Source organism: Actinomadura miaoliensis (assembly GCF_039536785.1).
Classification (GTDB): Bacteria; Actinomycetota; Actinomycetes; order Streptosporangiales; family Streptosporangiaceae; genus Spirillospora; species Spirillospora miaoliensis.
This window is the reverse complement of record NZ_BAAAZG010000006.1, coordinates 1-25,019: the sequence shown is the minus strand read 5'-3', so window position 1 is coordinate 25,019 and position 25,019 is coordinate 1. Positions and strand designations below refer to the sequence as shown.

Annotated in this window: 22 protein-coding genes; 14 read left to right on the top strand and 8 right to left on the bottom strand. The window is 74.2% G+C overall.

Translation table 11 applies throughout. From position 1 onward, the window contains the following. The first annotated feature begins 117 nt into the window (after positions 1 to 117). Both ABD811_RS07680 and ABD811_RS07675 read left to right on the top strand, forming a co-directional pair. The gene (locus ABD811_RS07680; protein ID WP_344942985.1) at positions 118 to 297 is read left to right on the top strand and encodes a hypothetical protein; all 180 of its coding nucleotides are present in this window, start codon (positions 118 to 120) and stop codon (positions 295 to 297) included. A 203-nt stretch (positions 298 to 500) separates the two neighbouring features. Next, positions 501 to 2,303: a serine/threonine protein kinase gene (locus ABD811_RS07675; RefSeq protein WP_344942982.1), complete on the top strand. Its 1,803-nt coding sequence runs from the start codon at positions 501 to 503 to the stop codon at positions 2,301 to 2,303. A gap of 102 nt (positions 2,304 to 2,405) precedes the next feature. Here ABD811_RS07675 and ABD811_RS07670 read toward each other — a convergent pair whose 3' ends face one another. After that, positions 2,406 to 2,696, bottom strand: coding sequence for a DUF397 domain-containing protein (locus tag ABD811_RS07670; RefSeq protein WP_425549380.1), 291 nt, complete (start codon positions 2,694 to 2,696; stop codon positions 2,406 to 2,408). Then, on the bottom strand, positions 2,696 to 3,517 hold the full coding sequence (locus ABD811_RS07665) for a helix-turn-helix domain-containing protein (protein WP_425549379.1): 822 nt from the start codon (positions 3,515 to 3,517) through the stop codon (positions 2,696 to 2,698). Before ABD811_RS07665 ends, ABD811_RS07670 begins: the two co-directional genes overlap by 1 nt. 372 nt (positions 3,518 to 3,889) lie before the next feature. Between ABD811_RS07665 and ABD811_RS07660 the strand changes: the two genes are divergently transcribed. The 6 genes from ABD811_RS07660 (at position 3,890) to ABD811_RS07635 (ending at position 10,711) form a co-directional block, all read left to right on the top strand. Continuing rightward, on the top strand, positions 3,890 to 4,567 hold the full coding sequence (locus ABD811_RS07660) for an ATP-binding protein (RefSeq protein WP_344942976.1): 678 nt from the start codon (positions 3,890 to 3,892) through the stop codon (positions 4,565 to 4,567). 123 nt (positions 4,568 to 4,690) lie between these two features. After that, positions 4,691 to 5,092, top strand: coding sequence for an STAS domain-containing protein (locus ABD811_RS07655; RefSeq protein WP_344942974.1), 402 nt, complete (start codon positions 4,691 to 4,693; stop codon positions 5,090 to 5,092). 208 nt (positions 5,093 to 5,300) lie between these two features. After that, positions 5,301 to 6,557, top strand: coding sequence for a M16 family metallopeptidase (locus ABD811_RS07650; protein WP_344942971.1), 1,257 nt, complete (start codon positions 5,301 to 5,303; stop codon positions 6,555 to 6,557). Next, positions 6,554 to 7,978 (top strand): M16 family metallopeptidase, encoded by a 1,425-nt coding sequence (locus ABD811_RS07645; protein WP_344942969.1) that lies wholly within the window; start codon positions 6,554 to 6,556, stop codon positions 7,976 to 7,978. Before ABD811_RS07650 ends, ABD811_RS07645 begins: the two co-directional genes overlap by 4 nt. Positions 7,979 to 8,172: 194 nt before the next feature. Further along, complete coding sequence (locus tag ABD811_RS07640) at positions 8,173 to 9,738, top strand: sporulation protein (RefSeq protein WP_344942967.1); 1,566 nt, start codon at positions 8,173 to 8,175, stop codon at positions 9,736 to 9,738. 55 nt (positions 9,739 to 9,793) lie between these two features. Beyond that, positions 9,794 to 10,711 (top strand): hypothetical protein, encoded by a 918-nt coding sequence (locus ABD811_RS07635; protein WP_344942965.1) that lies wholly within the window; start codon positions 9,794 to 9,796, stop codon positions 10,709 to 10,711. A 1-nt stretch (position 10,712) separates the two neighbouring features. Here ABD811_RS07635 and ABD811_RS07630 read toward each other — a convergent pair whose 3' ends face one another. From ABD811_RS07630 to ABD811_RS07620, 3 genes are all read right to left on the bottom strand, one after another. Next, on the bottom strand, positions 10,713 to 11,537 hold the full coding sequence (locus ABD811_RS07630; protein ID WP_344942963.1) for a hypothetical protein: 825 nt from the start codon (positions 11,535 to 11,537) through the stop codon (positions 10,713 to 10,715). A gap of 553 nt (positions 11,538 to 12,090) precedes the next feature. Next, positions 12,091 to 12,987 (bottom strand): hypothetical protein, encoded by an 897-nt coding sequence (locus ABD811_RS07625; RefSeq protein WP_344942960.1) that lies wholly within the window; start codon positions 12,985 to 12,987, stop codon positions 12,091 to 12,093. 122 nt (positions 12,988 to 13,109) lie between these two features. Further along, positions 13,110 to 15,560 (bottom strand): SpoIIE family protein phosphatase, encoded by a 2,451-nt coding sequence (locus tag ABD811_RS07620; protein WP_344942958.1) that lies wholly within the window; start codon positions 15,558 to 15,560, stop codon positions 13,110 to 13,112. Between the two features lie 798 nt (positions 15,561 to 16,358). On the opposite strand from ABD811_RS07620, the gene ABD811_RS07615 reads away from it, so the two are divergent. From ABD811_RS07615 to ABD811_RS07590, 6 genes are all read left to right on the top strand, one after another. Beyond that, positions 16,359 to 16,928 (top strand): sigma-70 family RNA polymerase sigma factor, encoded by a 570-nt coding sequence (locus ABD811_RS07615; protein WP_344942956.1) that lies wholly within the window; start codon positions 16,359 to 16,361, stop codon positions 16,926 to 16,928. A gap of 182 nt (positions 16,929 to 17,110) precedes the next feature. Further along, positions 17,111 to 17,563, top strand: a complete 453-nt coding sequence (locus tag ABD811_RS07610) for an SSI family serine proteinase inhibitor (RefSeq protein WP_344942953.1) — start codon at positions 17,111 to 17,113, stop codon at positions 17,561 to 17,563. A gap of 183 nt (positions 17,564 to 17,746) precedes the next feature. Further along, on the top strand, positions 17,747 to 18,148 hold the full coding sequence (locus ABD811_RS07605) for a CBS domain-containing protein (RefSeq protein ID WP_344942950.1): 402 nt from the start codon (positions 17,747 to 17,749) through the stop codon (positions 18,146 to 18,148). A gap of 107 nt (positions 18,149 to 18,255) precedes the next feature. Further along, positions 18,256 to 19,008, top strand: coding sequence for an ANTAR domain-containing response regulator (locus tag ABD811_RS07600; RefSeq protein ID WP_344942947.1), 753 nt, complete (start codon positions 18,256 to 18,258; stop codon positions 19,006 to 19,008). 132 nt (positions 19,009 to 19,140) lie between these two features. Continuing rightward, positions 19,141 to 21,126, top strand: a complete 1,986-nt coding sequence (locus tag ABD811_RS07595; RefSeq protein WP_344942944.1) for a SpoIIE family protein phosphatase — start codon at positions 19,141 to 19,143, stop codon at positions 21,124 to 21,126. 87 nt (positions 21,127 to 21,213) lie between these two features. Continuing rightward, complete coding sequence (locus tag ABD811_RS07590) at positions 21,214 to 21,831, top strand: DUF6328 family protein (protein ID WP_344942941.1); 618 nt, start codon at positions 21,214 to 21,216, stop codon at positions 21,829 to 21,831. A gap of 15 nt (positions 21,832 to 21,846) precedes the next feature. Here the strand turns inward: ABD811_RS07590 and proS are convergent, their stop codons facing one another. From proS to ABD811_RS07575, 3 genes are all read right to left on the bottom strand, one after another. Then, entirely contained in the window at positions 21,847 to 23,295 is a 1,449-nt protein-coding gene (proS, locus tag ABD811_RS07585; RefSeq protein ID WP_344942938.1) for a proline--tRNA ligase, read from the bottom strand. A 247-nt stretch (positions 23,296 to 23,542) separates the two neighbouring features. Beyond that, positions 23,543 to 24,079: a YceI family protein gene (locus tag ABD811_RS07580; protein WP_344942935.1), complete on the bottom strand. Its 537-nt coding sequence runs from the start codon at positions 24,077 to 24,079 to the stop codon at positions 23,543 to 23,545. A 38-nt stretch (positions 24,080 to 24,117) separates the two neighbouring features. Next, on the bottom strand, positions 24,118 to 25,019 hold a 902-nt coding region (locus ABD811_RS07575; RefSeq protein ID WP_344942932.1), incomplete at its 5' end, for a VanW family protein.

Here is a 25,019-nt window from a genome sequence, read left to right as displayed (position 1 = left end):
GAAGAAAAAGTGAGCGGGGACTCGGAATAGACGAAGGGATCTTGGGGTTGCACTACAGCGTGTGCAAGATCCGATATATCGGGTAGCACCCCATTCCTACGTTCCAGGAGGTCACCCATGCCCAGCAGCATCCCCAGGCCGCGTCCGAACCGCCCCCACAAGCACGTCAAGTCCACCTCGCTGCGCGCCCTCGCGGTGGCGGCGCGGCTGGAACGGCATCACGACCGGGAGGCGCCGCCGGGTGAGGACGGCCGGGCGGAGCGACGGCAGTCCCGTCGGAGCCCCGACCCGGCCTGACACGAAGCGGACCTGGGCCTCCGGGACGGCGCACGCCCGTCCCGGAGGCTCTCGCGTCTCCGGGGTGCGGATCGGTGGCGCACCGCAGCCGCGCGTTCACGCGGCGGCGGCAGGTGGCCTCATCTGCCCACCTTCCGCAGCACATGCCGCCATTGGCACATAGTCTGACTAGGCACGTGTCTGATGCGACGGAAGAGAGTGGTGTGACGGACCAGACGATGCCGGACGCCCGTCCGCTGCGGCCGGGCGATCCGACCCGGCTGGGCGAGTACGAGATCGTCGGGCGGCTCGGCGAGGGCGGGCAGGGCGCGGTCTTCCTCGGCCGTCCGCCCGGCGACGCCGACCCCGTCGCCATCAAGCTGCTGCACGCCGGGCAGGCGGTGGACGACGCGGCGCGGGCCCGCTTCGTACGGGAGCTGGCGGTCGCCAAGCGGGTCGCGCGGTTCTGCACCGCGCAGGTCCTGGACGCCGACGTGGCGGGCGACCAGCCCTACATCGTCAGCGAGTACGTCCCCGGGCGGTCGCTGTACCGGCTGGTCCAGGAGGAGGGGCCGCGCACGGGGGGCGCGCTGGAACGGCTGGCCATCAGCACGCTGACCGCCCTGATCGCCATCCACCAGGCGGGCATCGTGCACCGCGACTTCAAGCCGCACAACGTGATGATGGGGCCGGACGGCCCGCGGGTGATCGACTTCGGGGTGGCCCGGGCGCTGGACGCGGCGGGCGAGACGCAGAACGTCGGCACCCCCTCCTACATGGCGCCGGAGCACTTCACCGGGGACGAGGTGGGCCCGGCCTCCGACATGTTCGCCTGGGGCACCACGATGGTGTTCGCCGCCAACGGCCGTCCCGCCTTCGGCAACGACGACATGGCCGCGGTGATGCACCGCATCCTCACCGAGGAACCCGACCTGGGCGCGTTGCCGAGCCCCCTGCGCGAGGTGGTCGCGGACTGCCTGGCCAAGGACCCCCACCAGCGGCCCACGGCCCGCCAGGCCCAGGAACGTCTGGTCGGGGTGGCAACGGAGAGCACGACGCCGGACGGAGGCGCGGCGAGCGCCGCGGCCGCGGCGCCGGCACCGGGCGTCACACCGCAGGCGCCCGCACCACAGACACCTACCCCACAGGCCGCCGCGCCACAGGCCACCGTCCCGCAGGGCGCCGTCCCGCCGGCCATCCCGTACGTGCCGCAGGGCGGTCTCTCCCGGGAGGTGACCTCCCCCCAGACCAATCCTCAGACGACGCCCCAGCCGCCGCCGTTCGGGCCGCCGGCCCCACCTCCGCACGGGGGCGGCCAGAAGCCGCACAAGGGGAGGCGCCTCGTTCCCCTGATCGCGGCCGCCGCGGTCGTGGCCGTGGTGGGGGGCGGTTCGGTCTGGGCGGCCACCCGTTCAGGCGGCGACGAGACCGGCGGGGAGAACGCCGCCGCCAGCAACCAGCAGGGCGAGCAGACCCAGGACGGCACCACGGGCTTCGGCAACGGGCTCAACGCCCCGGGCAACCGTGCCGGCGGCGCGTCCAAGTCCCCGCAGCAGAAGCCCAGCGCGGCCAACGGCAAGAAGGGGCAGTCCGGCCAGGGCGGCCAGACCGGTCAGAACCAGCAGCAGAGGCGTTCCGGCGGGGGGCAGGCCACCGCCGGAACCGGCGGCAGCGGGGGCGGGGGCGGCTCGACCAAGGAGCCGGCCAACAAGTACACCCCGCAGCAGGTCTGCAACTCCGGCTCGCACGGCGGCGGCTACTACGTGCAGCGCTCCCTCTCCGTCTCCGGGGGAACGGCGTACCTGCTCTACAACAGTTCGGGATACAACTGCGCCGTCATGATGAAGACGCGCAACGTGGGCAAGCGGTCCCCGGTGTCGGTGTGGATCCAGCGCCAGGGCGGCGGGCAGATCAGTGACAGCGGGTCGTACGCCTGGTACGCGGGGCCGGTGTACGTGAAGGCCCCGGGGGTGTGCGTGCGTTTCGGCAGCGGCGGCGTGGCCGCCCCGTACGGCAACTGCGGATGAAACCGGTGACCGCCCGGTGAGGCAACTGCAAGATCACGTCAGCGGGAGGACGTGGTCTTGCAGTTGCCCCCGTGAGGGGTCCCGCGAGCCTGGTCGCGGGCGTCAGTTGCGTGCGGCGATCAGATGGTCGAAGTCGCCCTCCTTGGCGCCGAGGATCAGCGCCTCGATCTCGGGACGGGTGTAGATCAGCGCCGGGCCCTCCGGGTGGCGGGAGTTGCGCATGGCGACTCGGCCACCGGGAAGCTCGGCGATTTCCACGCAGTTGCCCTGCGAGTTGCTGCGCCGGGACTTCAGCCACCGGGCCCCGTGCAGCTTCGTGGCGGGCATGCCGTTGTACGCGGCCGTGGCGCAGGGGGCCGCGGAGGGACTCTTGCCGTTGTCGGTCGGGAGCATCATGTCTCTCTGAGAAGGTCACCGAGAAGCTCGACGGTGCGTTCCGGGGTCGCACTGTCGACGCACAGGCGTTCCATGGCCTGCAGGTAGGTGTCGACGTCGTCGCGCTTGTCCAGGTACATCGCGCCGGTGAGGTTCTCCACGTAAACCACGTCCGGCAGGTCCTGCTCGGGGAAGCGCAGGATGGTGAAGGCCCCGCCCTCGGCGGCGTGCCCGCCGAACCGGAACGGCATGACCTGGATCGTGACGTTGGGCAGCTTCGACATCTCGATGAGGTGCTCGAACTGACCCCGCATCACCTCAGGCCCGCCGATGGGCCGCCGCAGCGCCGCCTCGTCCAGCACCGCCCACAGCCGGGGCGCGTTGGGGCCGGTGAGGCGTTCCTGCCGTTGCAGGCGCAGCCCGACGCGCTGGTCGATCTCGTGATCGGACGCGCCGACGTTGCCGAGCCGGATGACCGCCCGGGCGTACCCCTCCGACTGCAGCAGTCCGGGGACGAACTGCAGTTCGTAGGTCCGGATCAGGGTCGCCGACTCCTCCAGGCCCACGTAGGTCTGGAACCAGTTGGGCAGCACGTCGCTGTAGCGGTGCCACCATCCCGGGGTGTTGGCCTCCCGCGCGAGCTGTACCAGCGCCTCCCGCTCGGTGGGGTCGGTGACGCCGTACAGCGTGAGCAGGTCTTCCACGTCGCGCTCTTTGAAGCTGACCCGCCCGAGCTCAAGTCGGCTGATCTTCGACTCGGACGCCCGGATGACATAGCCGGCGTCCTGGCGGCTCACGCCCTTCGCCTCGCGCAGGCGACGCAGCTGTGAGCCGAGCAGGATCCGACGCACCGTGGACCCGGTTCCCGGCGTCTCTGGAGTCACGCCCAACCTCCCGGCTACATGGCGGACAGCGGTTCCGGCGGAGCCGGAAAATGTACTTAGTGTGCCACTGGGGTCGGTGTCCTGCGGCTACCTCCGATTCTCGGCGCGCGGCGGCGCCTGATCTTGCCCTCCCGGTGCGGATGCACGTGCATTGGGCCTTGCATTCGCACGCTACGATGCGCAGGATAACGCACGAGACTTCCGAGCCACGGCTGCACAACGAGATCACTCTGCGGGGTCCGGGGAATGACGTCACGCCACGCGCACGACGACACACGATGGGGTGCCACCCCCCTCGTGGAGTCGGCGGGCATACAGGACGATGCCGTGCAGTCGACGCCGGTACCCGAGTCCTTGAACCTGCCCCCGTACCTCGACGAAGCCCTGCGCGTGCTGGTGGCCCCCGCCGGGAGCGCCGTCTCGTTCACGGTCGTGCCCGAGCCGGAGTCGGTCACCGAGGCGCGGCACTTCACGATGTGCCGCCTGGACGACTGGGGCCTGGAGACGCTCGGCGACGACGTCGGGCTCGTGGTCTCGGAACTGGTCACCAACGCGTTGCGGCACAGCGGCGGCGGCATGCCCCACCCCGGCTCCGCGCAGCCGGGCCCCACTCCCTACCGTGGCGCGGCGCCCCTTCGTGAGACGAACGGTTACCGCGACATCACCGGCTGCCGCGACGCGACGGGCTACCGCACGTCCCCCTACGAGACCCGTTACGGCGCCTCGCACTACGAGGCCCCCCGCCCCTACCACGGAGCGGGCTGCCACCCGATCGACCCCCTGGGCTCCGCCCCCACCGCCATCCGGCTGCGGCTGCTCCACCAGGGTTCCTGGCTGCTGTGTGGAATCATGGACGCCAGTCCCGCGGCCCCCCGCCGTAAGGAGCCGGACTACATCGCCGAGACCGGACGAGGCCTCCACCTTGTCGAGTCGTTCAGCGACCGATGGGGCTGGCGGGCCCTGCCCGAAGGCAAGGTCGTCTGGGCGCTGTTCCGCCGTCCCTAGCCGCACGGGCCCGGCCGTCTCCCGGCCACATCGCCCCCGCGGCGGCATGGTGCGAGGGTCCTGGGGATAACCCGCGTGCGCGCGGGGTATAGGGCCCATCTCACAGCGAACAGGGAGAAAGCGGTGCAATTCGCCGTCGACCACCGGGTCGAGAAAGACCTCACCATCGTCAAGATCAGCGGGGAGATCGACGTCTTCACCAGCCCCCGGCTGCGCGAGACGCTGCTCGACATCATCGACGAGGGCGGCGTGCACCTGGTCATCGACCTCGGCGAGGTCACCTTCCTGGACTCCACCGGCCTCGGCGTGCTGGTCGGCATCTACCACCGGCTGCGCGGCCGGGACGGCACGATGGCGTTCATGGGCGTCAACGACCGGGTGCGCCGCGTCTTCCACGTCACCCAGCTCACCAAGATCTTCGTGCTGCACCGCGACCTGGAGGAGGCGGTCGCGGCCCACGAGAAGGCGATGGCCGCGCAGCGCGCCGGCGGCACCGGCGAGACCGGCCCGCAGCCCACCGCCTGACGCTCCGGCGTCTCCTTTTCCTCTCCCGCCACGTCCGGCTCCCCGGGGCCGCGACACGGCCGCCCGCCGCCGGGGGTCGCTCCTGCCTCCGCGACCCGCGCGACCCGGTACGGTGAAAAAGAGATCAAGCCCGCCGCCGTGGCCGGAGCCGCCGACGCGCGCGGGGCTGTCGTCGACGACCGATCCATCGACCGGACGGGAGCGCTCCGTGGCAGAACAGCCGCTGCATGAGCACACGCTCGGCAATGGCCTGCGCGTGGTGGTCTGCGAGGACCATGTCGTACCGCTGGCCGCCGTGAACATCTGGTACGGGGTGGGCTCGCGGCACGAGCGGGCCGGACGCACCGGCCTGGCGCACCTCTTCGAGCACCTGATGTTCCAGGGCTCGGCCAACGTCGCCGAGGGCGAGCACGCCGCTCTCCTGGAGAGCGCCGGAGCCGCCTTCAACGCCAGCACGTCGTTCGAGCGCACCAACTACTACGAGACGGTCCCGGTCAGCCATCTGGAACTGGCGCTGTGGCTGGAGGCCGACCGCATGGGGACGCTGCCCGCCGCGCTGACCCAGGCCAACCTCGACAACCAACGCGACGTGGTGAAGAACGAGCGCCGCCAGCGTTACGACAACCAGCCCTACGGGACCGCGTTCGAGCGCCTGTGCGCGCTGACGTTCCCCGGTGGCCACCCGTACGCGCACACCCCCATCGGGTCCATGGAGGACTTGGACGCCACCACGCTCGAAGACTGCGCCGACTTCTTCGCCACCTGGTACGCCCCCGGCAACGCGGTGCTGTCCATCGTCGGCGACGTCGACCCCGACGAGGCCCTGGCGGCGGTGGAGCGCTACTTCGGCGGCATTCCCGCCGGGCCGCGGACGCCGCCCGCCCGTCCGGGCGACCTGGGCCCGCTCACCCAGATCAAGGCCGAGGCGGTGGACGAGGAGGTGCCCTCCCCCGCCTACTTCGCCATGTTCACGCTGCCGTCCGACGGCGGCGCCGACGTCGAGGCCGCCGAGCTCGCCGTGGACATCCTCGGCGGCGGCTCCGGATCGCGCCTGTACGACCGGATGGTGCGGCGCGACCAGATCGCCACGGAGGTGTGGGCCGGGGTGACGCGGCTGGCCTCGGGCCCCTCCCTGGCGCTGGTCGAGGCGATCGGCCCGGACACCGGCAAGATCGCCGAGGTGCTGGACGAGGAACTGGCCCGGTTCGCCGAGCAGGGCCCGGACGCCGACGAGACCGCCCGCGCCACCGCGCAGGCCGAGCGCGGCTTCCTGGAGCAGACCGAGACGGTGACGGGGCTGGCCAACGCGCTGTCGCAGAACGCCACCCAGTTCGGCGACCCGGGACGGGTGTTCACCGCGCCCGAGCGCGCCGCGGCCGTCACCGCCGAGGAGATCACCGCGATGGCGCGGCGCTGGCTGGCGCCCGGCGCCCGGACCGTCCTGACGTACGGAGGTGCCTCTTGACCGAGTCCGCCGCGAACACCGCCGGGGCCGCGGGCACTGCCGGGGCCGCGGGCACGGGCCTGGCCCTGCAGCCGCGCCCCGTCCCCGGGCCCGTCCCGGCGTGGGCGTTCCCGGCCGGTACGGAAGGACGCGTGCCGGACGGTCCCGCGACGCTGCACTGCGACCTGCCGGGGCGGCGCCTGGCCGCCGTACGCCTCGTCCTGCAGGCGGGCGCGGGCAGGGAGCAGGACGGCGCCGAGGGCGTCGCCACCCTGACGGCGCGCGCGCTGCTGGAGGGCACCGAGCCCGGAGGCGGCACGGCGCTGACCGCCGCGTTCGAACGGCTGGGCGCCAGCCTGTTCGCCTCCGCCGACCTGACCGCGCTGCGCATCGCCCTGGACGTGCCGGTGACGCGGCTCGCCCCGGCCCTGGAACTGCTGTCGTCGGTGGTGCGCGGCCCCGCGCTGGCCGACGCGGACGTCAAGCGGCTCGTGCGCGAGCGGCTGGAGGAGATCGCGCAGGAGGACGCCGACCCGGGCAGCCGGGCCATGCGCGAACTGCGCGCCGTGATGTTCCCCGCCGAGGCGCGCGCGTCCCGGCCGACCGGCGGCACCCCGGCCACGGTGGAGGCGATCGAGGGCGCGGACGTGCGGGCCTTCTACGGCTCTGTGGCGCCCGCCGAGGCGACCGCGGTCGTCGCCGGGGACCTGTCCGGGGTCGACGCCGACGCGGCGCTCACGGCCGCTCTGGAGGGCTGGCAGCCGTCCGGCGGGCCGCTGCCCACCGCCGACACGATCATGCCGACGGCCGGTCCGCGGATCGTCATCGTCGACCGTCCCGGCTCGGTGCAGACGTACCTGAGCATCGGGCACCCCGTCCCGTCCCGTTCGCACGCCGACTGGCCGCTGCTGACGGTGGCCGCGCACGTGCTCGGCGGCGGCCTGACGTCGCGGCTGAACGCGGTGCTCCGCGAGGAGAAGGGCTACACCTACGGGGCGCGCGCCGGGCTGCTGCGGCTGCGCCACTGCGGGCTGTTCATCGCCCAGGGGGCCGTGCACACGGAGGTGACGGCGGACGCGGTGAAGGACGCCCTCACCGAGCTGCGCGGCATCGTGTCGCGGGGCGTCAGCGAGGAGGAGTGCGGCGCGTCCGTGCGCGCGCTCGCCGACCGCGCCCCCGCCGAGTACGAGACCTCCCGCGCGGTGGCCGCCGAGCTGGCCGACGCCTGCGCCAGCGGCCTGGGCACCGACTACCCCCGCCGCTACCTGGACGCGGTGCGCGCCGCCACCCCGGACGAGGTGACCCGCGCCTACGCCGAGCATGTCGCTCCCGAGGCGCTGACCGTCATCGCCGTGGGCGACGCCGCCCAGATCCGCGGTCCGCTGGAAGACCTCGGCTACGCGCCCGTGACCGTCACCGCCAAGGAACGCGCCGAAGGCTGACGCCACCGGGCGGGTCCGGAATTTCCGCCCCTGTTGTTCCGCTTGCCGGGCTGAACCAATGGCATGGTGGGATTCGTCGGAGTGTTGCGGGGAGACGCACCGCAGTCGCGAGAGGGGATCGGCCAGTGTCCTATGGGCAGATGCCAGGCGGGTACGGGGCCGGCGGCCCCTCAGGCGGGCCCATGGGCGGCCCCATGGGCGCTCCTTCGGGCGGCCCCACGGTCGACACGATCCTGAGCGAGCCGCACTGCCGTCCCGGCGGCGCCGTCGCCGGGAAGGTGCACCTGCGCGGCGGCGCCACGCCGGTGGAGATCCGGCACGTCACCATGGCGCTGATGCCGCGCATGGACAACCCCTACGGCGGGCCGACCGCCGGGCCCGAGGTCTATCGGGGGGCGCTGACCCGCTCCTTCCGGCTGGAGCCCGGCCAGGAGCGGTCGCTGTCGTTCTCGATCCCGCTGCCGTACGAGCTGCCGTTCACCACCGTGCTGGGACGGGAGCTGCCCGGCTTCACCATCGGCCTGTGCACCGAGGTGGACGCGGTCGGCCAGCCCGACCCGGGCGACGTCGACCCCATCTCGGTGGAGCCGCTGCAGTCGCAGCAGTGGGTGCTGGCGGCCGTCTCCCGCCTCGGCTTCAAGATCGGCAACGTCGCGTTCGAGCGCGCCAAGCTGCCCGGCGTCTCCCAGCAGCTGCCCTTCTACCAGCAGATCCGGCTCGTCCCACCCGCCCCCTACAACGGGCGGATCGGCGAGGTCGGGCTGAGCTTCGTGGCGAGCCCGCGCGAGCTGGCGGTGGTGCTTGCCGCCGATCCGCGGTCGGGACACCACGGTGCCGGGGACGAGGAGTTCGGCCGCTTCCGGTTCCCGCACGGCGAGATCGCCGAGATCGACTGGACGGCGAAGATCGGCCAGTGGCTCGAGGCCGCCGCGTCCCGGGGCCCGGCGCACCCTCCCGCGCACACGCCCTCGCCCTACGGCCCGCCGTCCCCGTCGCATTCCCCCCAGCCGAACCAGCACGGCATGCTGCCCCCGCCAGGGCCCTCCGCCCCCGGCGCGCACAGCGCCCCGCCCGGCCTCGCGGCCCCGGGCGGGCATGGCGCGGGTGCGGCGGCCGCCGCCTACAACGCTCCGGGCGCGCCGTACGGGCCGGGCCAGTCGTTCCCGCCGCCCGCGCCCGTCCCCGCCTCGTCCCCCATGCCCGGCCACACACCGCCGCACGGCACACCGCCCCATGGGACACCGCCGCACGGCACGCCCCACGGGCCGGGCCCGTCCTACAACACACCTCCCCCTGCGTACGCGCCCGCCCCTCCCCCGGCACACGGGCCCGCGCCGGTGCACGGCGGTTACCCGAGCGGCCCCAACCCGTACCCGCCGGCGGCCCACCCCGGACAGGCGCCGGGCCACTACCCGCCGCCGGCGCCGCAGAGCCCGCCCGTCTACCACGGTCCGCCCGCCTACCACGGCAAGCACCAGCCCCACTGGGGCGCCGTCGCCGCCGCCGGCGGGGTGGCCGCCGCGGGCGTCGCGGGCGGGCTGGCCGCGGGCGCCGCGTTCGACGCGATGGGCAACGCGGTCGGCGGCGCCGCCGCGTTCGCCCAGGACGCCGCCGGGCACGCCGTCGCCGGCTATGTCGGGAACGCCGCCGCCGACGTGGCACGCGGCGTCGCCGGAGAGGTCGCCAACGAGGTGGCCGGCGAGGTCGCGGGAGGCATCGGCGAGGCCCTGGGCGAACTGCTCGGCGGCCTGTTCGGCTGACCTCGCCGCGTCCGCTGGTTAGTGTCGGGAGCGCCCGCCCCTTCCGAGGAGCCCGATGACCACGCTGATCCTGGTGCTGCTCTGCCTCGCGATCGCCGGACGCGAGCTCTACCTGGCCTCCGACAAGAGACTTCCGCGCGCGCAGGCCGAGCTGCGCCGGCTGGACGACGAGGTCGCGCGGCTGGCCGAGGGCCTGGACGCGGTGCGCGCGCAGGCCGCCGCCCGCCCGCCGGACGCCCCGCCGGCCCCGCCGGCCGTCCCGTCCGTCCCGCCGGTCGCCGCCGAGCCCGACGCCGGCACCGTGCACGAGATGTTCGACCGGCTCGGCGCCATCGAGGACCGGCTGGACCGTCTCGACCAGGAGATCGCCGCGTTCTCCGGGCAGCTGGCCGGGCTGGAGCTCGACCGCGACGCCCAGCACGCCCTGGCCCGTTCGCTGGACGCGGTCGAGGAGGTCACCTGCGAGCTGCGGCGCGAGATGCTCGACCGGCTCGCCCGCGAGGAGGGCGTCGTCACCGGGCTGCTGCTCAGCGAGGAGGGCGAGGCCGAGGCGCTGCTGGCCGAGGCGTACGAGCGCGCCGCGGCCGAGTACGGGCTGCGGGTGCGCGTGCGCGACCGGCGCGACGCCAAGGCGGTGAACGGCGCCTACCGGGGCACCGCCTTCGAGTTGTCCGGACGACGCCCCGACGCGCTGGCCGAGGAACTGCTGACCTACGCCCGGGGCCTGTACGACCCGCAGGACCCGTCGGCGCTCGGCGCCCTGCTCACCGAGCTGGCGCACCTGCGCGGCGGCGGCGTCGCGCGCGTCGGCGCGTTCACCGCCGTCCGCACGCCCACCGCGCTGATCTGCGGCCTGCTGGCCGACGGCGACGGCGCGCCGCCCGCCGACGAGCCGTGGGACCTGGCGGCGCGCCTGCGCGACCTGCCCGACGAGCGGCGCTGCGACCTGAGCTGGCTGTGCGCCGACGAGTGACTCACGGACGCAGGAACCGCGGCGCGCCCGTCCCGTCCCGGTCGACGCTGAACGCCAGCAGGCAGCGGGGCGTGCGGGCGGTGTCGATCCGCAGGCACAGCCCGAGGCCGAGGTTCGGGTCGACGACCACCACCCGCCGCAGCGCCCGCAGCGCCCGGCGGGCCCGCGCCCGGCTGTCGGGACGCGCCGGATCGTGCAGCGCGGCCGCCACGACCCGTCCCGCGTAACGCCACAGCGCCGCCGAGTCCAGGATCCGCGCGCCCGCCGCGGTGAGATCGCCGACGATCACCACACCGGTGTCGTCGTCCTCGCCGGGCGGGGAGGTGGCCAGCGCCCCCTCGCGCGGCCTGCCGGGCCGGGCGCCGGGCGCCAGCGGCCCGCCGACGGCACGGTGGTAGCGCAGCGGGTCGAGGGTGTCGATGACGAACGCCCCCGCGTACGGCCATGACGCCCGCGTCCGGGGCTGGGGCCGCGCGGCGTCCGGGCGCCGGGTCCGGTGCGCGCTGAGGTCGAGGACCATGCCGGCGTCGTCCAGCCACACCGGCACGCCGAGCCGCACGCCGCTCCCCCGGTCGAGGACGTCCGTGACCTCCCACAGCATGTCCGCGCCACGGTTGAGCCGCGCGGCCAGGCCCAGCCCGGGGAACGCCCCTTCGAGCACCGCGAGCATCGCCTGCCACGCGCCGCTGCCGACGAACTCGCCCATGAACTCCTCGGCCAGCGCCGCCCGCCGCTCGGGGTCGGCCATGACGTCGTCGGCCTCCCTGGGCGGCTCCGCCGCCAGCGCCTTGGGCGGGATCGTCGTCGCCTCCCCTGCCGACCTCACATTCCCTGCCGTCGTCGCATTCCCTGCCGACGCGGGAGGGGGATCGTCTCGTCCGGCACCGTCCGCGTGGGCGGCCTGCGGGGGCGGGGAGACGGGGACGGTCGTGTCCTTGGCGACGACCGACCAGTCCGCGGACGCACCGGGTGCCTCCATCACCGGGCGGACGGGCTCGGGTGTCGCGCCAGGCACCTCCGTAAGCGGCGGTTCGGGGGCCGGGGGCGGCGCTGCCGGTGACGGCTCGGCGGAGGGCAGCCTCTGTGCGGGGGGCGGTTCTGGTGGGGGCGGGGTCGCCGGAGTGGTGTCCGTGGGGACGTGGACCCAGTCGGTGGGCGGCGGCGGTTCGGGACGGGCGGAACGGCGCCCCGCCACGTGGACGTCGCCGGGATGAGGCGTGGCGGGAGGGGACGCGGGGGGATCGGACGCGGGGGGATCGGGCTCCTCGGGGCCCTCGGGCTCGGGTTCGGGACGGGGGCGGTCACGCGGGCCGAATCTCACGTTCCCGATCCTGCGGTGCGGAGGTGATCCACGGCAAGGCGACGGGCGGGGGTTGCGATCAAGACCACCCGGCGGGGCGGGACGCGGAGCCGAACAGGGCCGCGCACAGGTACTCCAGGCGGTCGGGGCCGTCGTCGGCCGCGAGCACCGTCAGCACGGACTCCTCGCCGTCGCCGGTGTCGACCGGGTCCAGGCGCAGCCGCACGGCCACCTCGCGGCGCAGCGCCTCCCGCTCGCCGTGCGCCGCGGCGACGTCCTGCAGCCCGACGGAGATGATCTGCGGGAGCTCCACGACGAGGGGCTGGGCGCCGGCGGGCAGCTCGGCGAGCCACAGGTCGAGCAGGCGGCGGGCGAGGCCGTTGAGCAGCCGCCCCCAGGGGCCGACCAGGGCCGGGGGGACGTTCTCGGTCTGCAGCTCGGGCAGGCCGAAGCGGGCCAGGCCCCTGGTGGTGAACCAGAATCCGTGCCGTCCGGCGGTGTGCGGGAGCAGCATCCAGTCGACGAGGCGGATGGCGCCGTCCGGGCCCGGAAGGGAGCGTTCCAGACGGTCGGCGGCGAGCATCTGCGGGGTGAAGACGTCGACGACGGGGCCGCCGACCGCCCCGGCCGCGGCGCGGGCGGCCCACTCGTGGGCGGGCGGCCAGCCCGGCCGGTAGGCGGCGTGCACGACCAGCAGGTGGGACGCGGCGGCGAGGGCGGCCAGGTCGGCGCGGGTGGCGCCGTAGGCGGCCAGCAGCCGGGCGGGCGGCGGCGGGACGTCCTCGGCGGGACGCTGGTCGAGCGTCAGCATGGGACTGTCGACCATGCCCAGCACCAGGTCGCGCAGCGGCGGCGCGACGTGCCGGGCGACCCGCTCGCGCACCAGCTCGCGCGGGTCCGCGACCGGTGCCGTCAGCCCGGCGACGTACGTGGCGTGCAGGGTCTCCGGAACCGGCAGCGTCAGTAGCTCGCCCACCTGGCCCCCAGTCCGCTGGGCCCGCCCGCGGCGGGCCGTCGACGCGACCCTACGATCGCACCATCAACCGACACTCCACAGGATCTGTCGCAAAAGCGACAATCTCCTGTCGGGACGGCCGGTCAGAGGGGGTGCTCGAACCAGACGATCTTGCCGAGGTCGCCGCGCCGGGTGCCCCACCGTTCCGCCAGATGGCTGACCAGGTGCAGGCCGCGGCCGGACTCGGCGGTGGGATCGGTGTGGCACAGCCGGGGCAGCTCGTGGCCGTCGTCGCTGACCTCGCACAGCAGCGCGTCACACTTGATCAGCCGCATCCCGACGGCGCCCGCGCCGTGCACCAGGGCGTTGGTGACCAGCTCGCTGACCAGCAGCTGCACCGTGTCGGCGACGCCCGACAGGCCCCACTCGGCCAGCCGGGACGCCGCCAGCGCGCGGGCCCGGCCGACCATGCTGGCCTCGGGTTCCAGCGTCCAGGACGCCACGTGCTCGGCGGGGATGCCGTCGAGGCCGACCGCGACCAGCGCCACGTCGTCGGCCGGGGCGGGGGCGCCGAGCATGCCGAGCGCGGCGTCGCAGGTGGCGTCCAGGGAGCGCGGCGGGTCGGCCAGCCGCCCGCACAGCTCCGCCAGGCCCCGTTCGATGTCGCGGTCGCGGCGTTCCAGCAGGCCGTCGGTGCACAGGATCAGGCGGGCCCCGTCGGGGACGGAGACCTCGACGGTCTCGAACGGCCCGCAGCCGACCCCGATCGGCAGGCCGGGCGGCAGCCGCAGCACCGAGCCGCCGCCGTCCGGGGACACCAGCACCGGCGGCAGGTGACCGGCGTTGGCGAGCTGGCAGCGCCGCGCCACCGGGTCGTACACCGCGTACAGGCAGGTGGCCAGGCAGTCGTCGCCGAGCCGGCGGGCCAGCCCGTCCAGCTCGCGCAGCAGCCCGTCGGGCCGCAGGTCCTGCCCGGCCAGGGTGCGCACGGCGGTGCGCAGCTGCCCCATGACCGCCGCGGACGTCACGCCGTGGCCCATCACGTCGCCGATCACGATGCCCAGGCGGCAGCCGGGCAGCGGGATCGCGTCGAACCAGTCGCCGCCGACCTGGGCGGCCTGCCCGGCGGGCAGGTAGCGGAAGCACACCCGCGCCCCGGCCGTGCGGGGCGGGTCGGCGGGCAGCATGGCCCGCTGCAGCTCGCGGACCAGGCGCACCTCGCGCCGGTAGAGCCGGCCGTTGTCGACGCACAGCGCCGCCCCGCGCGCCAGCTCGTCGATCAGGGCGAGGTCGAGCCGGTCGAACGCGGGCCGGTCGGGACGGCGCAGCAGCGTGCAGGTGCCCAGCACCTGGCCGCGGGCGATCAGCGGGACGACCAGCAGCGCCCGTCCCGCCAGCGGCGGGCCCGGGTCGCGGGCGGCGAACGCGGCGCCGATCCGTTCGGCCTGGCGGCCGGTGACCCGCGGGATGTGCACGGGACGCCCGGTGCGCATCACCTCGACGAACGGGGTGCCGCGCGGATGCCGCAGCGCCCGCCCCTGGGGGACGGCGTCGATCCAGCGTTCGGCGTCGTCGTGCACGACGGCCACCCGGCGCATGAGGGTGTGCTCGTCGAAGCGGCCGGGCGGCTCGTCGTCGGAGGCGACCCGTTCCAGCAGCTCCACGGCGGCGAAGTCGGCCAGCCGGGGCACCAGCACCTCGGCCAGCGCACGGCACGCCTGCAGGTGGTCCAGGGAGCTGCCGATGTGCTCGCCCGCCTCGCCCAGGAATGTCAGCCGGTCCCACACGGCCATCGCCTCTTCTCCCTGCCGGGGTCGCGGTATCGGGACGGGCACCCGCGTCCGGCCCGGCGGGTCGGGCCGTTGCGGTCCGGCGGCTTCCGGCACGGCGGCGGGCGGCCGGACCCGCAGGTCGCCGGGCCCGACGGCCCGGTGCGGCACGATCGGCAGCCGCACCGTGACGGACAGGTTGACGGCCGGATGGCCCATCGCCAGCACCCGCGCGGCGATGCGCTCGGCCACGGCGGCGTCCGACGGCCGCAGCAGCGCGGCCAGCCGCCGTCCCAGCCCGGCGGGATCGTCGCCGCCGGTCGGCACGAGGGACGGTTCCACCCACAGCAGGCGCACCCCGGACACCGGTCGCGGCAACTCCTCGTCCGTCGCCGCCGCGGACGTGTCGCGCACGCTCACGCCGGGGCCCTCCTCGCGCAGCCGCCGCATGTCGGCGGCCAGCGCCACCAGCCGCACGCCCCCCGGCGCGTCGGCATGGAGGGGATAGACCCACCAGGCGACCTCGGCGATCTCGCCGTCGTCGACGCGCGGCACCTGGCACGTACCGCACCACACGTGGGCGAACGCCCCGGGCTCGAACGCCCCGCGGTGCTCACGCGGCAGGCGCAGCAGGCCGGTGAGGGGACGGCCGACGGCCCGCGGCCGGTCGACGCCGAACAGCTCCGCGGCGACGCCGCTCCAGTGCGTGACGCGGCCGTGCGCGTCGAGGACGACGACCGCCAGCGGCGCCACGCCCAACAGCTGCCGGTCGAGCAGCGGCGCGTTCGTCGGCGGCGCATTGGTCGGCGGCGCGTTCGTCGGCATCGCATTGGTAGGCGGCACGTTGGTCGGCGGCGTGTCCGTCGGCGGCGTGTGCGGTCGCGGGGCGGGCGGCTCGCCGCCGTGTGCGCCGGACGCCCCGAGCTGATCCCGAGCGATGACCACGCGGACCCCTCTCTGGAAGGCGGTGCGCGCCACCTCCGACAACCCGCGGTACAGAGGACGCTACCCTCTGTGAGGCCCGCGCGCTCGCGGACCGCGGAACTCGGCAGGACCCGCATGCAGCAGGCACGTGAGCCGACGCCCCGTCCGGCCCGGCGCGGACGGGGCCCTCGGCATGCCCGGCCCACCGATGCCCGGGAACCCGGGCCGAGCGGCGGGGACTTGACGCGGTCCTATACCGTGGATTGAGGATGACTTCGCACGTCCCCCACCAAAATGTGACCGACGCCACGCAACCGATCTGCTAGCGTTTGGCGTCTTATTTACCGGGAACGCCATCAACGAAGTGGCGGCGCCGATCGTGCTCGACCCGCGACGTCCCGATGACGGGGTCGCTCTGGCACCGCACCGATCCGCGCACCCCCTCGGCCCACCCGCCATGCGCGGCCGAGGCCCGGCCCGGCTCGCCCGGTCTCACCGGAGAACGTCTCCGGGAGCCGACCGCCGCGGCACGCGACGACACCCGCCGCACCGCGTCGACCACCGGCGCCGAACCGGCCGGAACGGTGAAACGTACCTCTGACAGGGCGGTCAGCCGCCCGACCGCGCGCACCGGCCGCGCGCGAGCAACCGGCCCATCCGGGTCACGACCTTCGGGGAGCGACTTTGCCAACTGCGACCATGCCTGCCAAGCACAGCCCGGCGGACGCGGCGCGCTACGAACGCGACGTGCTGCCGCTGGTCGACCCCCTGTACGCCAGCGCCGTGCGCATGACGCGCAACAGCGCCGACGCCGAGGACCTCGTGCAGGAGACCCTCGCCAAGGCGTACGTGAACTTCCACCAGTTCCAGGAGGGCACCAACCTCAAGGCGTGGCTGCACCGGATCCTCACCAACAACTTCATCAACAACTACCGCAAGCGGCAGCGTGAGCCGCAGCGCGCCGGCTCCGAGGAGCTGGAGGAGTGGCAGATCGCCCAGGCCGCCACGCACTCGGCAGGGTTCCGCTCCGCCGAGTCCGAGGCGCTGGAGCGCATCCCGGACGGCGAGATCGTCGAAGCCCTGCGGGCGCTGCCCAAGGAGTTCCGTGACGCGGTCTACCTGGCCGACGTCGAGGGCTACGCCTACAAGGAGATCGCCGAGATGATGGGCACCCCCATCGGCACGGTGATGTCCCGGCTGCACCGGGGCCGCAAGCAACTGCGCGAGGCCCTGGCCGACCACCGCCGCGCCCACACGCTCGCGGCATGAGCGGCGCCCCGCCGCCACCGAGCAGGACGTCCCCCACCCCCCTCACGATCCCGTGGTCACCCCGGTGACCACGGGATCGCCCCTTTGAGGGCCACCCTCCCGGACCCTGTGTAGTCACTTGACTACAGTTGGCCATGTCCGCTCCTGGACACGCGACCGACTCGACAACACCGGGAGATCCCATGCCGCATCTCGTCGCCACCGCACTCGCCGGCGCCGCCCTGGCCGTGCTGCCCGTCATGCCGGCCACCGCCGAGCAGACGGCCGACCATACGACGGACCAGACCACGGACCATACGAGCGACCAGACGGCCGCCCAGCGCGGCGGCGTCCGCGGCCAGTTGCGCCTGACGCTGACCTATCCGGGGCAGAGCACCTCCGGCACCCGCACCGTCACGTTGCGCTGCGAGCCGCACGGCGGCAGCCACCCCAGCGCGGCGAAGGCGTGCGCGGAGCTCGGCCGCCGCGGCGGCAACCCGGCCCGCGAGGCCGACGACACCGTCTGCACCATGATCTATTCGCCCGTGGTGGCCTCGGCCAAGGGCACCTGGGGCGGGCGTCCGGTCGACTTCCGCAAGGAGTACCCCAACGACTGCGTGCTGCGGTCGCAGACCGGTTCGGTGTTCGCCTTCTGATCGTCGCCGTCCGAGCCTGCGCCTGGCATCGCTGGTCAGCGCGCGGCGCGGCGTGTCCGCGACAGCCGGACGGCCGCGCCGCGCATACCCCCGCCGCCCACGGGTAATGCGCCGAGACAGGCCGTCTCTACGCTGAGTAAGCGGGAAGGAGCGCCCGCCTTGTCGCGAAGAGTGAGCGATGTCATGACCCGCCGACCCCAGGCGCTGCCCCTGGACGCCACTCTCTACGAGGCGGCGCGGATCATGCGTGACGAGGGGATCGGTGACGTCCTGGTCACCCTGGGCGGCCGGCTGTGCGGGCTGGTCACCGACCGCGACATCGTGGTCCGCGGGGTCGCCGAGCGGCGGGACGCCTCGCACACTCCGCTGGGCGAGGTGTGCAGCGCCGACCTGGTGACCGTCGGCCCCGACGACGACCTCGACACCGCGGCGCGGCTGATGCGCGACCAGGCGATCCGGCGTCTGCCGGTGGTGGACGCGGAGCGGCGCCCGCTCGGCATCGTCTCGATCGGCGACCTGGCGAGGGCCGACGGCATGGGGCCCGGCGTGCTGGCGGGCATCTGCCAGGCGCCGCCGAACTTCTGAAAGGCCGCGCACCGCACGCCCCCGAATCCCCTCGGTGACCACCGCGGGCGGACCGGGCGACCGGGCGCCGGCCAGGGTGTGAATCGGTCGTTCGAGAGGATAACGTCGTGGTTGTGCCGCCCGCCGAATCCGTACTCACCGACCGGCTCGCCTTCGAGATCGCCCGGCTGGGCGTCGTCGGCGAGTCGTCCGACGTGGGCACGCTGCACCGGGTGACCGAACTGGCGTGCCGCGCGGTGCCGGGGTGCGCGGGCGCGTCCAGCGTTCGCTGGAGCATTCCCCAGTCTCCCGACGACCGGCCCGAGCCGCTGGCGTCCGCCGCCAGCCACCCCGACCTGGCCGAGATCGTCGACCGGCAGCTCGCGCGCGGCCACGGCCCCATACACGAGGTGGTGAACACCCGCCGGCCCGTCATGTCCGACGACGTGCTGGCCGAGACCCGGTGGCCGGAGACCGCGGCGGACATGCTGCGCCGCGGCATCCGCTGCTTCACCACCACGCCGCACGCGAAGGAACCCGTCCTGGTCACCCTCAGCCTGTACGGGGTGCGTCCGCGCGCCCTGTCCTCGGGCGGACACGGCGAGCAGGGGCAGCACGTGCTGGCCTCGCTGCTGGTGGCACAGGGCAGCGCCGCCATGTCCAACAGCCTGCAGTACGAAGAGGTGCACCGCACCGCCGTGCAGCTCCAGGAGGCGGTCGAGTCCCGGGCGATCGTCGACCAGGCCAAGGGCATCCTCATGCACGCGCTGGGCTGCGACGCCGACCAGGCGTTCGCCGAGCTGCGCCGCATCTCCCAGACCCGGCACGTCAAGCTGACCGCGCTGGCCCAGCGGATCGTGGGTGACCAGGGCCTTCTCTAGACCGGTCCAGTGGGCCGCGGACCCGTGGGGAGCATAGGCTTCGCACGGCGGCCGTAACAGAACCAGCCCACCGCCCATGCCGGGCTTCGGTCCGTTCCCGTCGTGCCGCCCCGGAAGAGCCAGGAGTACCCCATGCCCGACCAGCTCGAACCAGAGAGCCTGATGCGCGAGATCGGCGACCTCGAGACGCGGATCGCCGAACTTCGCCAGGCCGCCGGCATGCGCGAGGCCGACCCCCGGGCCACCCTCGACGCCGCCCTGGTGGAGCTGGAGCTGGCGCTGACCGCCCTGCGCGCCCTGAACACCGAGCAGGGCGCGGCGGCCGGCCGCGCCTCGGCCTCCGCCGAGACCGAGCGGCGGGTGCTGCGGACGGTCTTCCAGGAGGCGCCCGTCCCGCTGTTCCTGCTGGACCGCGGCGCGGGCGTGCGCCGCGTCAACCGGCAGGCGGCGGCGCTGCTGGGCACCTCCCCCGGCTACGTGTCGGGCAAGCAGTTCACCGCCTTCTGCGATCTGCCGACCCGGGCCGCGCTGCGCTCCCAGCTCGCCGCGGTGGTGCGCACCGGGCGGCGCCGCCGCGCGCAGGTGCGGTTCCTGGGCGGCGCCAGCCCCGTGGACGCGGTGGTGACGCTGGTCCGGGTGTGGATCCGCGGCGAACCCGACCCCATGGTGATCGCGGCCGCCTCGCCGGCCGACGGCGCGGCGCCCGAGCAGGCGCGGCCCGCCCGGCGGGGCGCTCCGCGCGCGGCCGCCTCGTCCATGCCGCAACCGGCCGTGGCGCCCGGCGACGACGAGGCCGTGGCGACGATCGTCCACCGGATGGACGTGCTGGCCGGCGCCAGCGAGCTGCTGCTGGAGGAGCCGGTCTTCAACGAGACGGTCGCGGTGCGGCGCTGCGCCCGGCTGCTGGCCGCCGAGCTGGCCGACTGGGTGATCGTCGATCTGGTGCCCGACATGCCGGGGCAGCCCGGCACGGCCACGGCCGAGGAGCTGGCCGCCCGCGCCGTGGAGGGTCCCGAGCTGCGCCGCCAGGTCGTCCTCGGCCCGCAGGACGAGGCGTCCGCCGAGGCCGCCCGCCTGATCGAGGAGCTGCCCCCCGCCGCCGACACCCTGCCCTACACCGTCTACGGCAGCCGCAACAGCGCCCTGCGCCCCCACGTGGAGGAGCTGGACCTGCTGGGGACGTGCGAGGACGGCCAGCCGGTCTGCGTCAAGATCGGCGCCGGCTCGGTGCTGTGCGTGCCGGTGGAGGACGGCGAACGCTGCCTGGGCACGATCACCCTGGCGGTCAGCGGCGAGCACGGTCCGTTCGACCTGCTCGACCTGTCGGTGGTGCAGCGCCTGGGCCGCTACGTGGCGCTGGTGATCCGCGCCGCCCGGCTGTACCGGCGCCGCGCGCAGGTCGCCGACTCGCTGCAGGCCAGCCTGCTGCCCAAGCAGCTGCCCGCGATCCCGGGGCTGGTGCTGGCCGGGCGCTACATCGGCGCCACCGACGGCGTCGAGGTCGGCGGCGACTTCTACGACGTGTTCCCGACCCCCGACGGCTGGGGCCTGGTCCTCGGCGACGTGTGCGGCAAGGGCGAGGACGCCGCGGCGGTGACCGCCACCGCCCGGCACGGCGTCCGGCTGCTGTCGCGCCGCAAGGCCGGTCCGACCGAGGTGCTGTCGGAGGTCAACGAGGTGCTGCTGGACGAGGACCGCTTCGTCACCGCCGTGATGGCCACGCTGGTGCAGGGCAGCGAGCGGGTCACGGTGTCGCTGGGCTCGGCGGGCCACCCGCCCGCGATCGTGGTCCGGGCCGACGGGGTGATCCGCACGGTCACGGGCGGGGGCGTGCCGCTCGGGCTGTTCGACGACTTCGACGCCGGGCGCGACACCGTCGACCTCGGCGCCGGCGACACCCTGTTCCTGCACTCCGACGGGGTGCTGGAGGCGTGCGACATGAGGCGGCGGCAGTTCGGGGTCGACCGGCTGATGGACGTGCTGGCCGCGCACGCCACCGCCCCCCTGGAGGACATGCTCGGCGCCGTGGAGAGCGAGCTGCTGGACTTCTGCGACGGCGACCTGCGCGACGACGTGTCCATGCTGGCCGTCCGCGTGCTGCCGCCCAGCCTCAACTGACGCCCCGTTCGACCGTCTCGCCCCGTATGACCCGTATCAACCGAGATGTATCGCTTGAATGCTCGATGATCGGGTAATTGGGCGTTCATGGAACGCACCCCCTCCACACCGCGCGACGAGAGGCCCCGCAACGAGACCGAGCACGAACGTCTCGACCGGCAGCTGATGGAGCTGCTGCAGGGCTACCGCGTCGCGGTCACCGGCGTCCAGGTGCTGTTCGCGTTCCTGCTCACCGTGCCGTTCGCGGTCGGCTTCCGCGAGGTGGACGACACCGGCCGCGTCCTCTACTACGTGGCGCTGTTCGGGGCGGCGCTGGCGTCGATCTGCTTCATCGCCCCGGTCACCCAGCACCGGATCCTGTTCCGGCTGGGCCAGAAGCCGCTGCTGATCCGGCGCGCCAACCGGTTCGGGATCTGCGGCGCGCTCGCCCTGGCGCTGTCGATCACGGCCGCCACCACGCTGATCGTGGACACGCTGCTGCCGGACGCGGCGGCGGCCGCCACGGCGGCGATCGTCGCCTCGCTGTGCGGGTGGGCGTGGTTCGTCCAGCCGCTGCTGTCGCGCCGCGCCGCGCTCGCCGCCCGCAGCGCCGACCCCGACCCCGACGAACATCGTGGAGACCCCGGCGAAGGCCCCGACGGCCAGGTCACGGGCGGCTCCGGCGCCGCCTCACGCGAGACGGCGCCGAAGCGCGACGACCGGTGAACCGCGGCGGGCGGCTCAGTACGCCTTGCCGAACAGGACGCGCTTGCCGTACGCCGACGGACGGCCGCACTTGACGCACACGCCGCTCTCCTCGGGCGCCTGCTCGGGGATGACCCGGGGGGTGGCGGCGGTGTCGGCCTTGATGTCGTCCTCGCACTCGCCGCGGCCGCAGTGGAACGCGTTCGCCCAGCCCCCGGTGACCTGGGCGGTGAAGTCGTCCCAGGAGTCGACGGTGGCGGTGTGCTCGTCGCGGAACGCCTCGGCGCGGGCCAGCAGGAACGCCTGGAAGTCGGCGAGCACCCCGGGCAGCAGCTCGGGCACCTTCTCCAGCGGGATCTGCTCCTTGCCCTGGCCCTCGACGGTCGGCAGCCGCCGCACGACGGTGGCGACGCCGTTCTCCAGGTCGCGCATGCCGAGCTCGATGCGGACCGGGACGCCGCGCATCTCCCACTCGTTGAACTTGTACCCGGGGGTCAGCTGCGGGCGGTTGTCGTCCACGTGGACGCGGATGCCCATCGCCTTGATCGCGGCCCCCAGGCGGCGGGCCTCGGCGGCGGTGCGCTCGCCCTGCTCCTTGCGCCCGATCGGGACGATCACCACCTGGTAGGGCGCCAGCCGGGGCGGCAGCACCAGGCCCTTGTCGTCGCCGTGCGTCATGATCACGCCGCCGATCATGCGGGTGCTCATGCCCCAGGACGTGGTGTGGGCCAGCTTGAGCTGCCCGTCCTCGTCCTGGTACTGGATCTCGAACGCCTTGGCGAAGTTGGTGCCCAGGTAGTGGGACGTGCCGGCCTGCAGGGCGCGGCCGTCGCGCATCATGCCCTCGATGGTGTAGGTGCGCACGGCGCCCGCGAAGCGCTCGCCGGGGGTCTTCTCCCCCGCCACCACCGGCATGGCGGCCAGCTCGCGGGCCACGCCGGCGTAGGCGTCCAGGGCCCACATGGTCTCGCGCATCGCGTCGTCCTCGTCGACGTGCGCGGTGTGCCCCTCCTGCCACAGGAACTCGGTGGTGCGCAGGAACATCCGGGGCCGCATCTCCCAGCGGACCACGTTGGCCCACTGGTTGAGCAGCAGCGGCAGGTCGCGGTGCGACTCGATCCACTTGGCCATGTACTCGCCGATGACCGTCTCGGAGGTGGGCCGCACCACCAGCGGCTCCTCCAGGTCCTTGCCGCCCGCGATCGTCACCACGGCCAGTTCGGGCGAGAAGCCCTCGACGTGCTCGGCCTCCCGCTTGAGGTAGGACTCCGGGATGAACAGCGGGAAGACGGCGTTGTCGTGCCCGGCGTCCTTGATGCGCCGGTCCAGGTCCGCCTGGAGCAGCTCCCAGACCCGGTACCCGTACGGTCGGATGACCATCGTCCCCCGCACCGGACCACGGTCGACGAGCTGGGCCTTGACGACCAGCTCGTTGTACCAGGCGGAGAAATCTTCGCTCTGCGGCGTCACACCTTCACGACTCACGCTGACGAGGGTACTAACAGACGCCGCCCACCCAGCACACATTCTCTCCGCACGTCAAGCATCCCACCCCCGACCGCCCGCCGCTCAACGACATGTCACCCGGTGGTTCGCCGGCTCGTTCGACCGGTTCCTGGTGTTCGGGGCGGACGGCTCGGTGTACGAGTCGCCCGAGCCCGTGTGGGACGAGAAACGGGTGTCGCGGGCGCGCTGAGCCACTGACCAGGGAGCGCTGGTCAGGGAGTGCTGGTCAGAGGGCGACGTCGAAGGAGACCCGCACGTCGTCGGCCAGTTTGAGGGCGCCGAAGAACGCCGAGTACGGCTTGATGCCCCAGCGGGTCTGCTTGACGGTCGCCTCGCCCTTCAGCCGGTCGCCGTCCGCGGCCGCCTCGACGGTCAGCGGCTCGGTGCGTCCGGCGACCGTCAGCTCGCCCTCGACGGTGAACCGCTTGGGCGTCCCGCTGACCCCGGTGGACCGGAAGGTGATCTCGGGATGCTCGCCGGCCCGCAGAACCTCCCGCATGTTGGCGGCGATCTGCTCACGGTCGGCGTCCGACAGCGGCAGCACCCCGCCGGTGCCCTCGCGCACCTGCAGCCCGTCCGCTTCCACGGTGACCTCGACCGACGACTCACCGGGCCCGCCGCCCACGACGGCGGTGCCGCGCCAGCGGGTCGCCTCGATCGTCAGGTCGTGCCCGGCCCGGCGGCCCAGCCCGCTGCGGCTCGTCCTGATCAGCAGCCGCCCGTCGTCCGGCCCGAACTCGTGCGTTCCCTCACGCAGTGCCATGGCCCCTCCCGACACGTCCCACGATACGCCGCCCGCCGTCAGCGGCCGGCGCCGCGCCGGGGGCCGACGCAGCGGACCCGGGTCCGCGGCTCGTAGGTGGTGTGGAACCGTTCGCGGCGCACCGTGCGGCCGTCTCGTGCCAGCACCCGCCAGACGTCGACCTGGAAGCCCCGGGCGCCACGCGTGGGCAGGCACGAGGCACCGAGTCCGATGGCCGAGCCGTAGGGGGTGAATCCGTAGCGGGGCGAGGTCTTGGAGCGGACGTCGTAGCGGCGCACGCCCCAGAGGCTCACGGTGAGGGACGCGCCGGTGTACGAGGTGCGGATCGTCACCGGGTGACGGGAGTCGTTAGTCCAGGTGAAGTCCAGGTCGGGGTAGGCGACGGCGGCCTCGCGCCCGATGGGGTACTCCGGCATCCACAGGCTGTGGGAACGGGTGCGGCGGATGCGCATCCCCGCCTCGAACACCGCGTTGAACAGCGTCGAGGAGACCTGGCAGATGCCGCCGCCCACGTCGTCGGCGACCATCCGGCTTCCCTTGATCGACGGTGCCGGGACGTAGCCGCGCGCACGGGTGCGCGGGCCGATCGCCCTGTTGAACGAGAACGTCCGGCCGGGCCGCACCACGACGCCGTCCAGGATGCGGGCGGCGAGCTGGATGTTGCGCACCCGCGGCTCGCCCGGCGTGAACCGTGTGGTGTAGGAGCTGATCATCCCCGGTGCGCCGGGCGGCGGAGCCGGCGTCTGTACGGGGGCCGGCGCCCGGACGGGAGCCGGCGCCGGGCCGGGCGCGCGGCCCGCGGCGGCCGCCCGGTGGAAGGCGGACGCGTTCTCGGCGGCCGACGCCCGGTCGCCCGCCCGCGTGCCGATGTCGGCCGCCAGGTACGTGCCAGGCACCGCCGCGACCGCGCCGAACGCCACCGCGACGAACGGCCAGCCGC

Coding starts and splice junctions, on each gene's coding strand:
- ABD811_RS07680 (WP_344942985.1), top strand. CDS start 118: ATGCCCAGCAGCATCCCCAGGCCGCGTCCGAACCGCCCCCACAAGCAC.
- ABD811_RS07670 (WP_425549380.1), bottom strand. CDS start 2,696: ATGCTCCCGACCGACAACGGCAAGAGTCCCTCCGCGGCCCCCTGCGCC.
- ABD811_RS07640 (WP_344942967.1), top strand. CDS start 8,173: ATGGGCGCTCCTTCGGGCGGCCCCACGGTCGACACGATCCTGAGCGAG.
- ABD811_RS07635 (WP_344942965.1), top strand. CDS start 9,794: ATGACCACGCTGATCCTGGTGCTGCTCTGCCTCGCGATCGCCGGACGC.
- ABD811_RS07620 (WP_344942958.1), bottom strand. CDS start 15,560: ATGCCGACGAACGCGCCGCCGACCAATGCGCCGCCGACGAACGCGCCG.
- ABD811_RS07615 (WP_344942956.1), top strand. CDS start 16,359: ATGCCTGCCAAGCACAGCCCGGCGGACGCGGCGCGCTACGAACGCGAC.
- ABD811_RS07610 (WP_344942953.1), top strand. CDS start 17,111: ATGCCGCATCTCGTCGCCACCGCACTCGCCGGCGCCGCCCTGGCCGTG.
- ABD811_RS07605 (WP_344942950.1), top strand. CDS start 17,747: ATGACCCGCCGACCCCAGGCGCTGCCCCTGGACGCCACTCTCTACGAG.
- ABD811_RS07595 (WP_344942944.1), top strand. CDS start 19,141: ATGCCCGACCAGCTCGAACCAGAGAGCCTGATGCGCGAGATCGGCGAC.
- ABD811_RS07590 (WP_344942941.1), top strand. CDS start 21,214: ATGGAACGCACCCCCTCCACACCGCGCGACGAGAGGCCCCGCAACGAG.
- ABD811_RS07580 (WP_344942935.1), bottom strand. CDS start 24,079: ATGGCACTGCGTGAGGGAACGCACGAGTTCGGGCCGGACGACGGGCGG.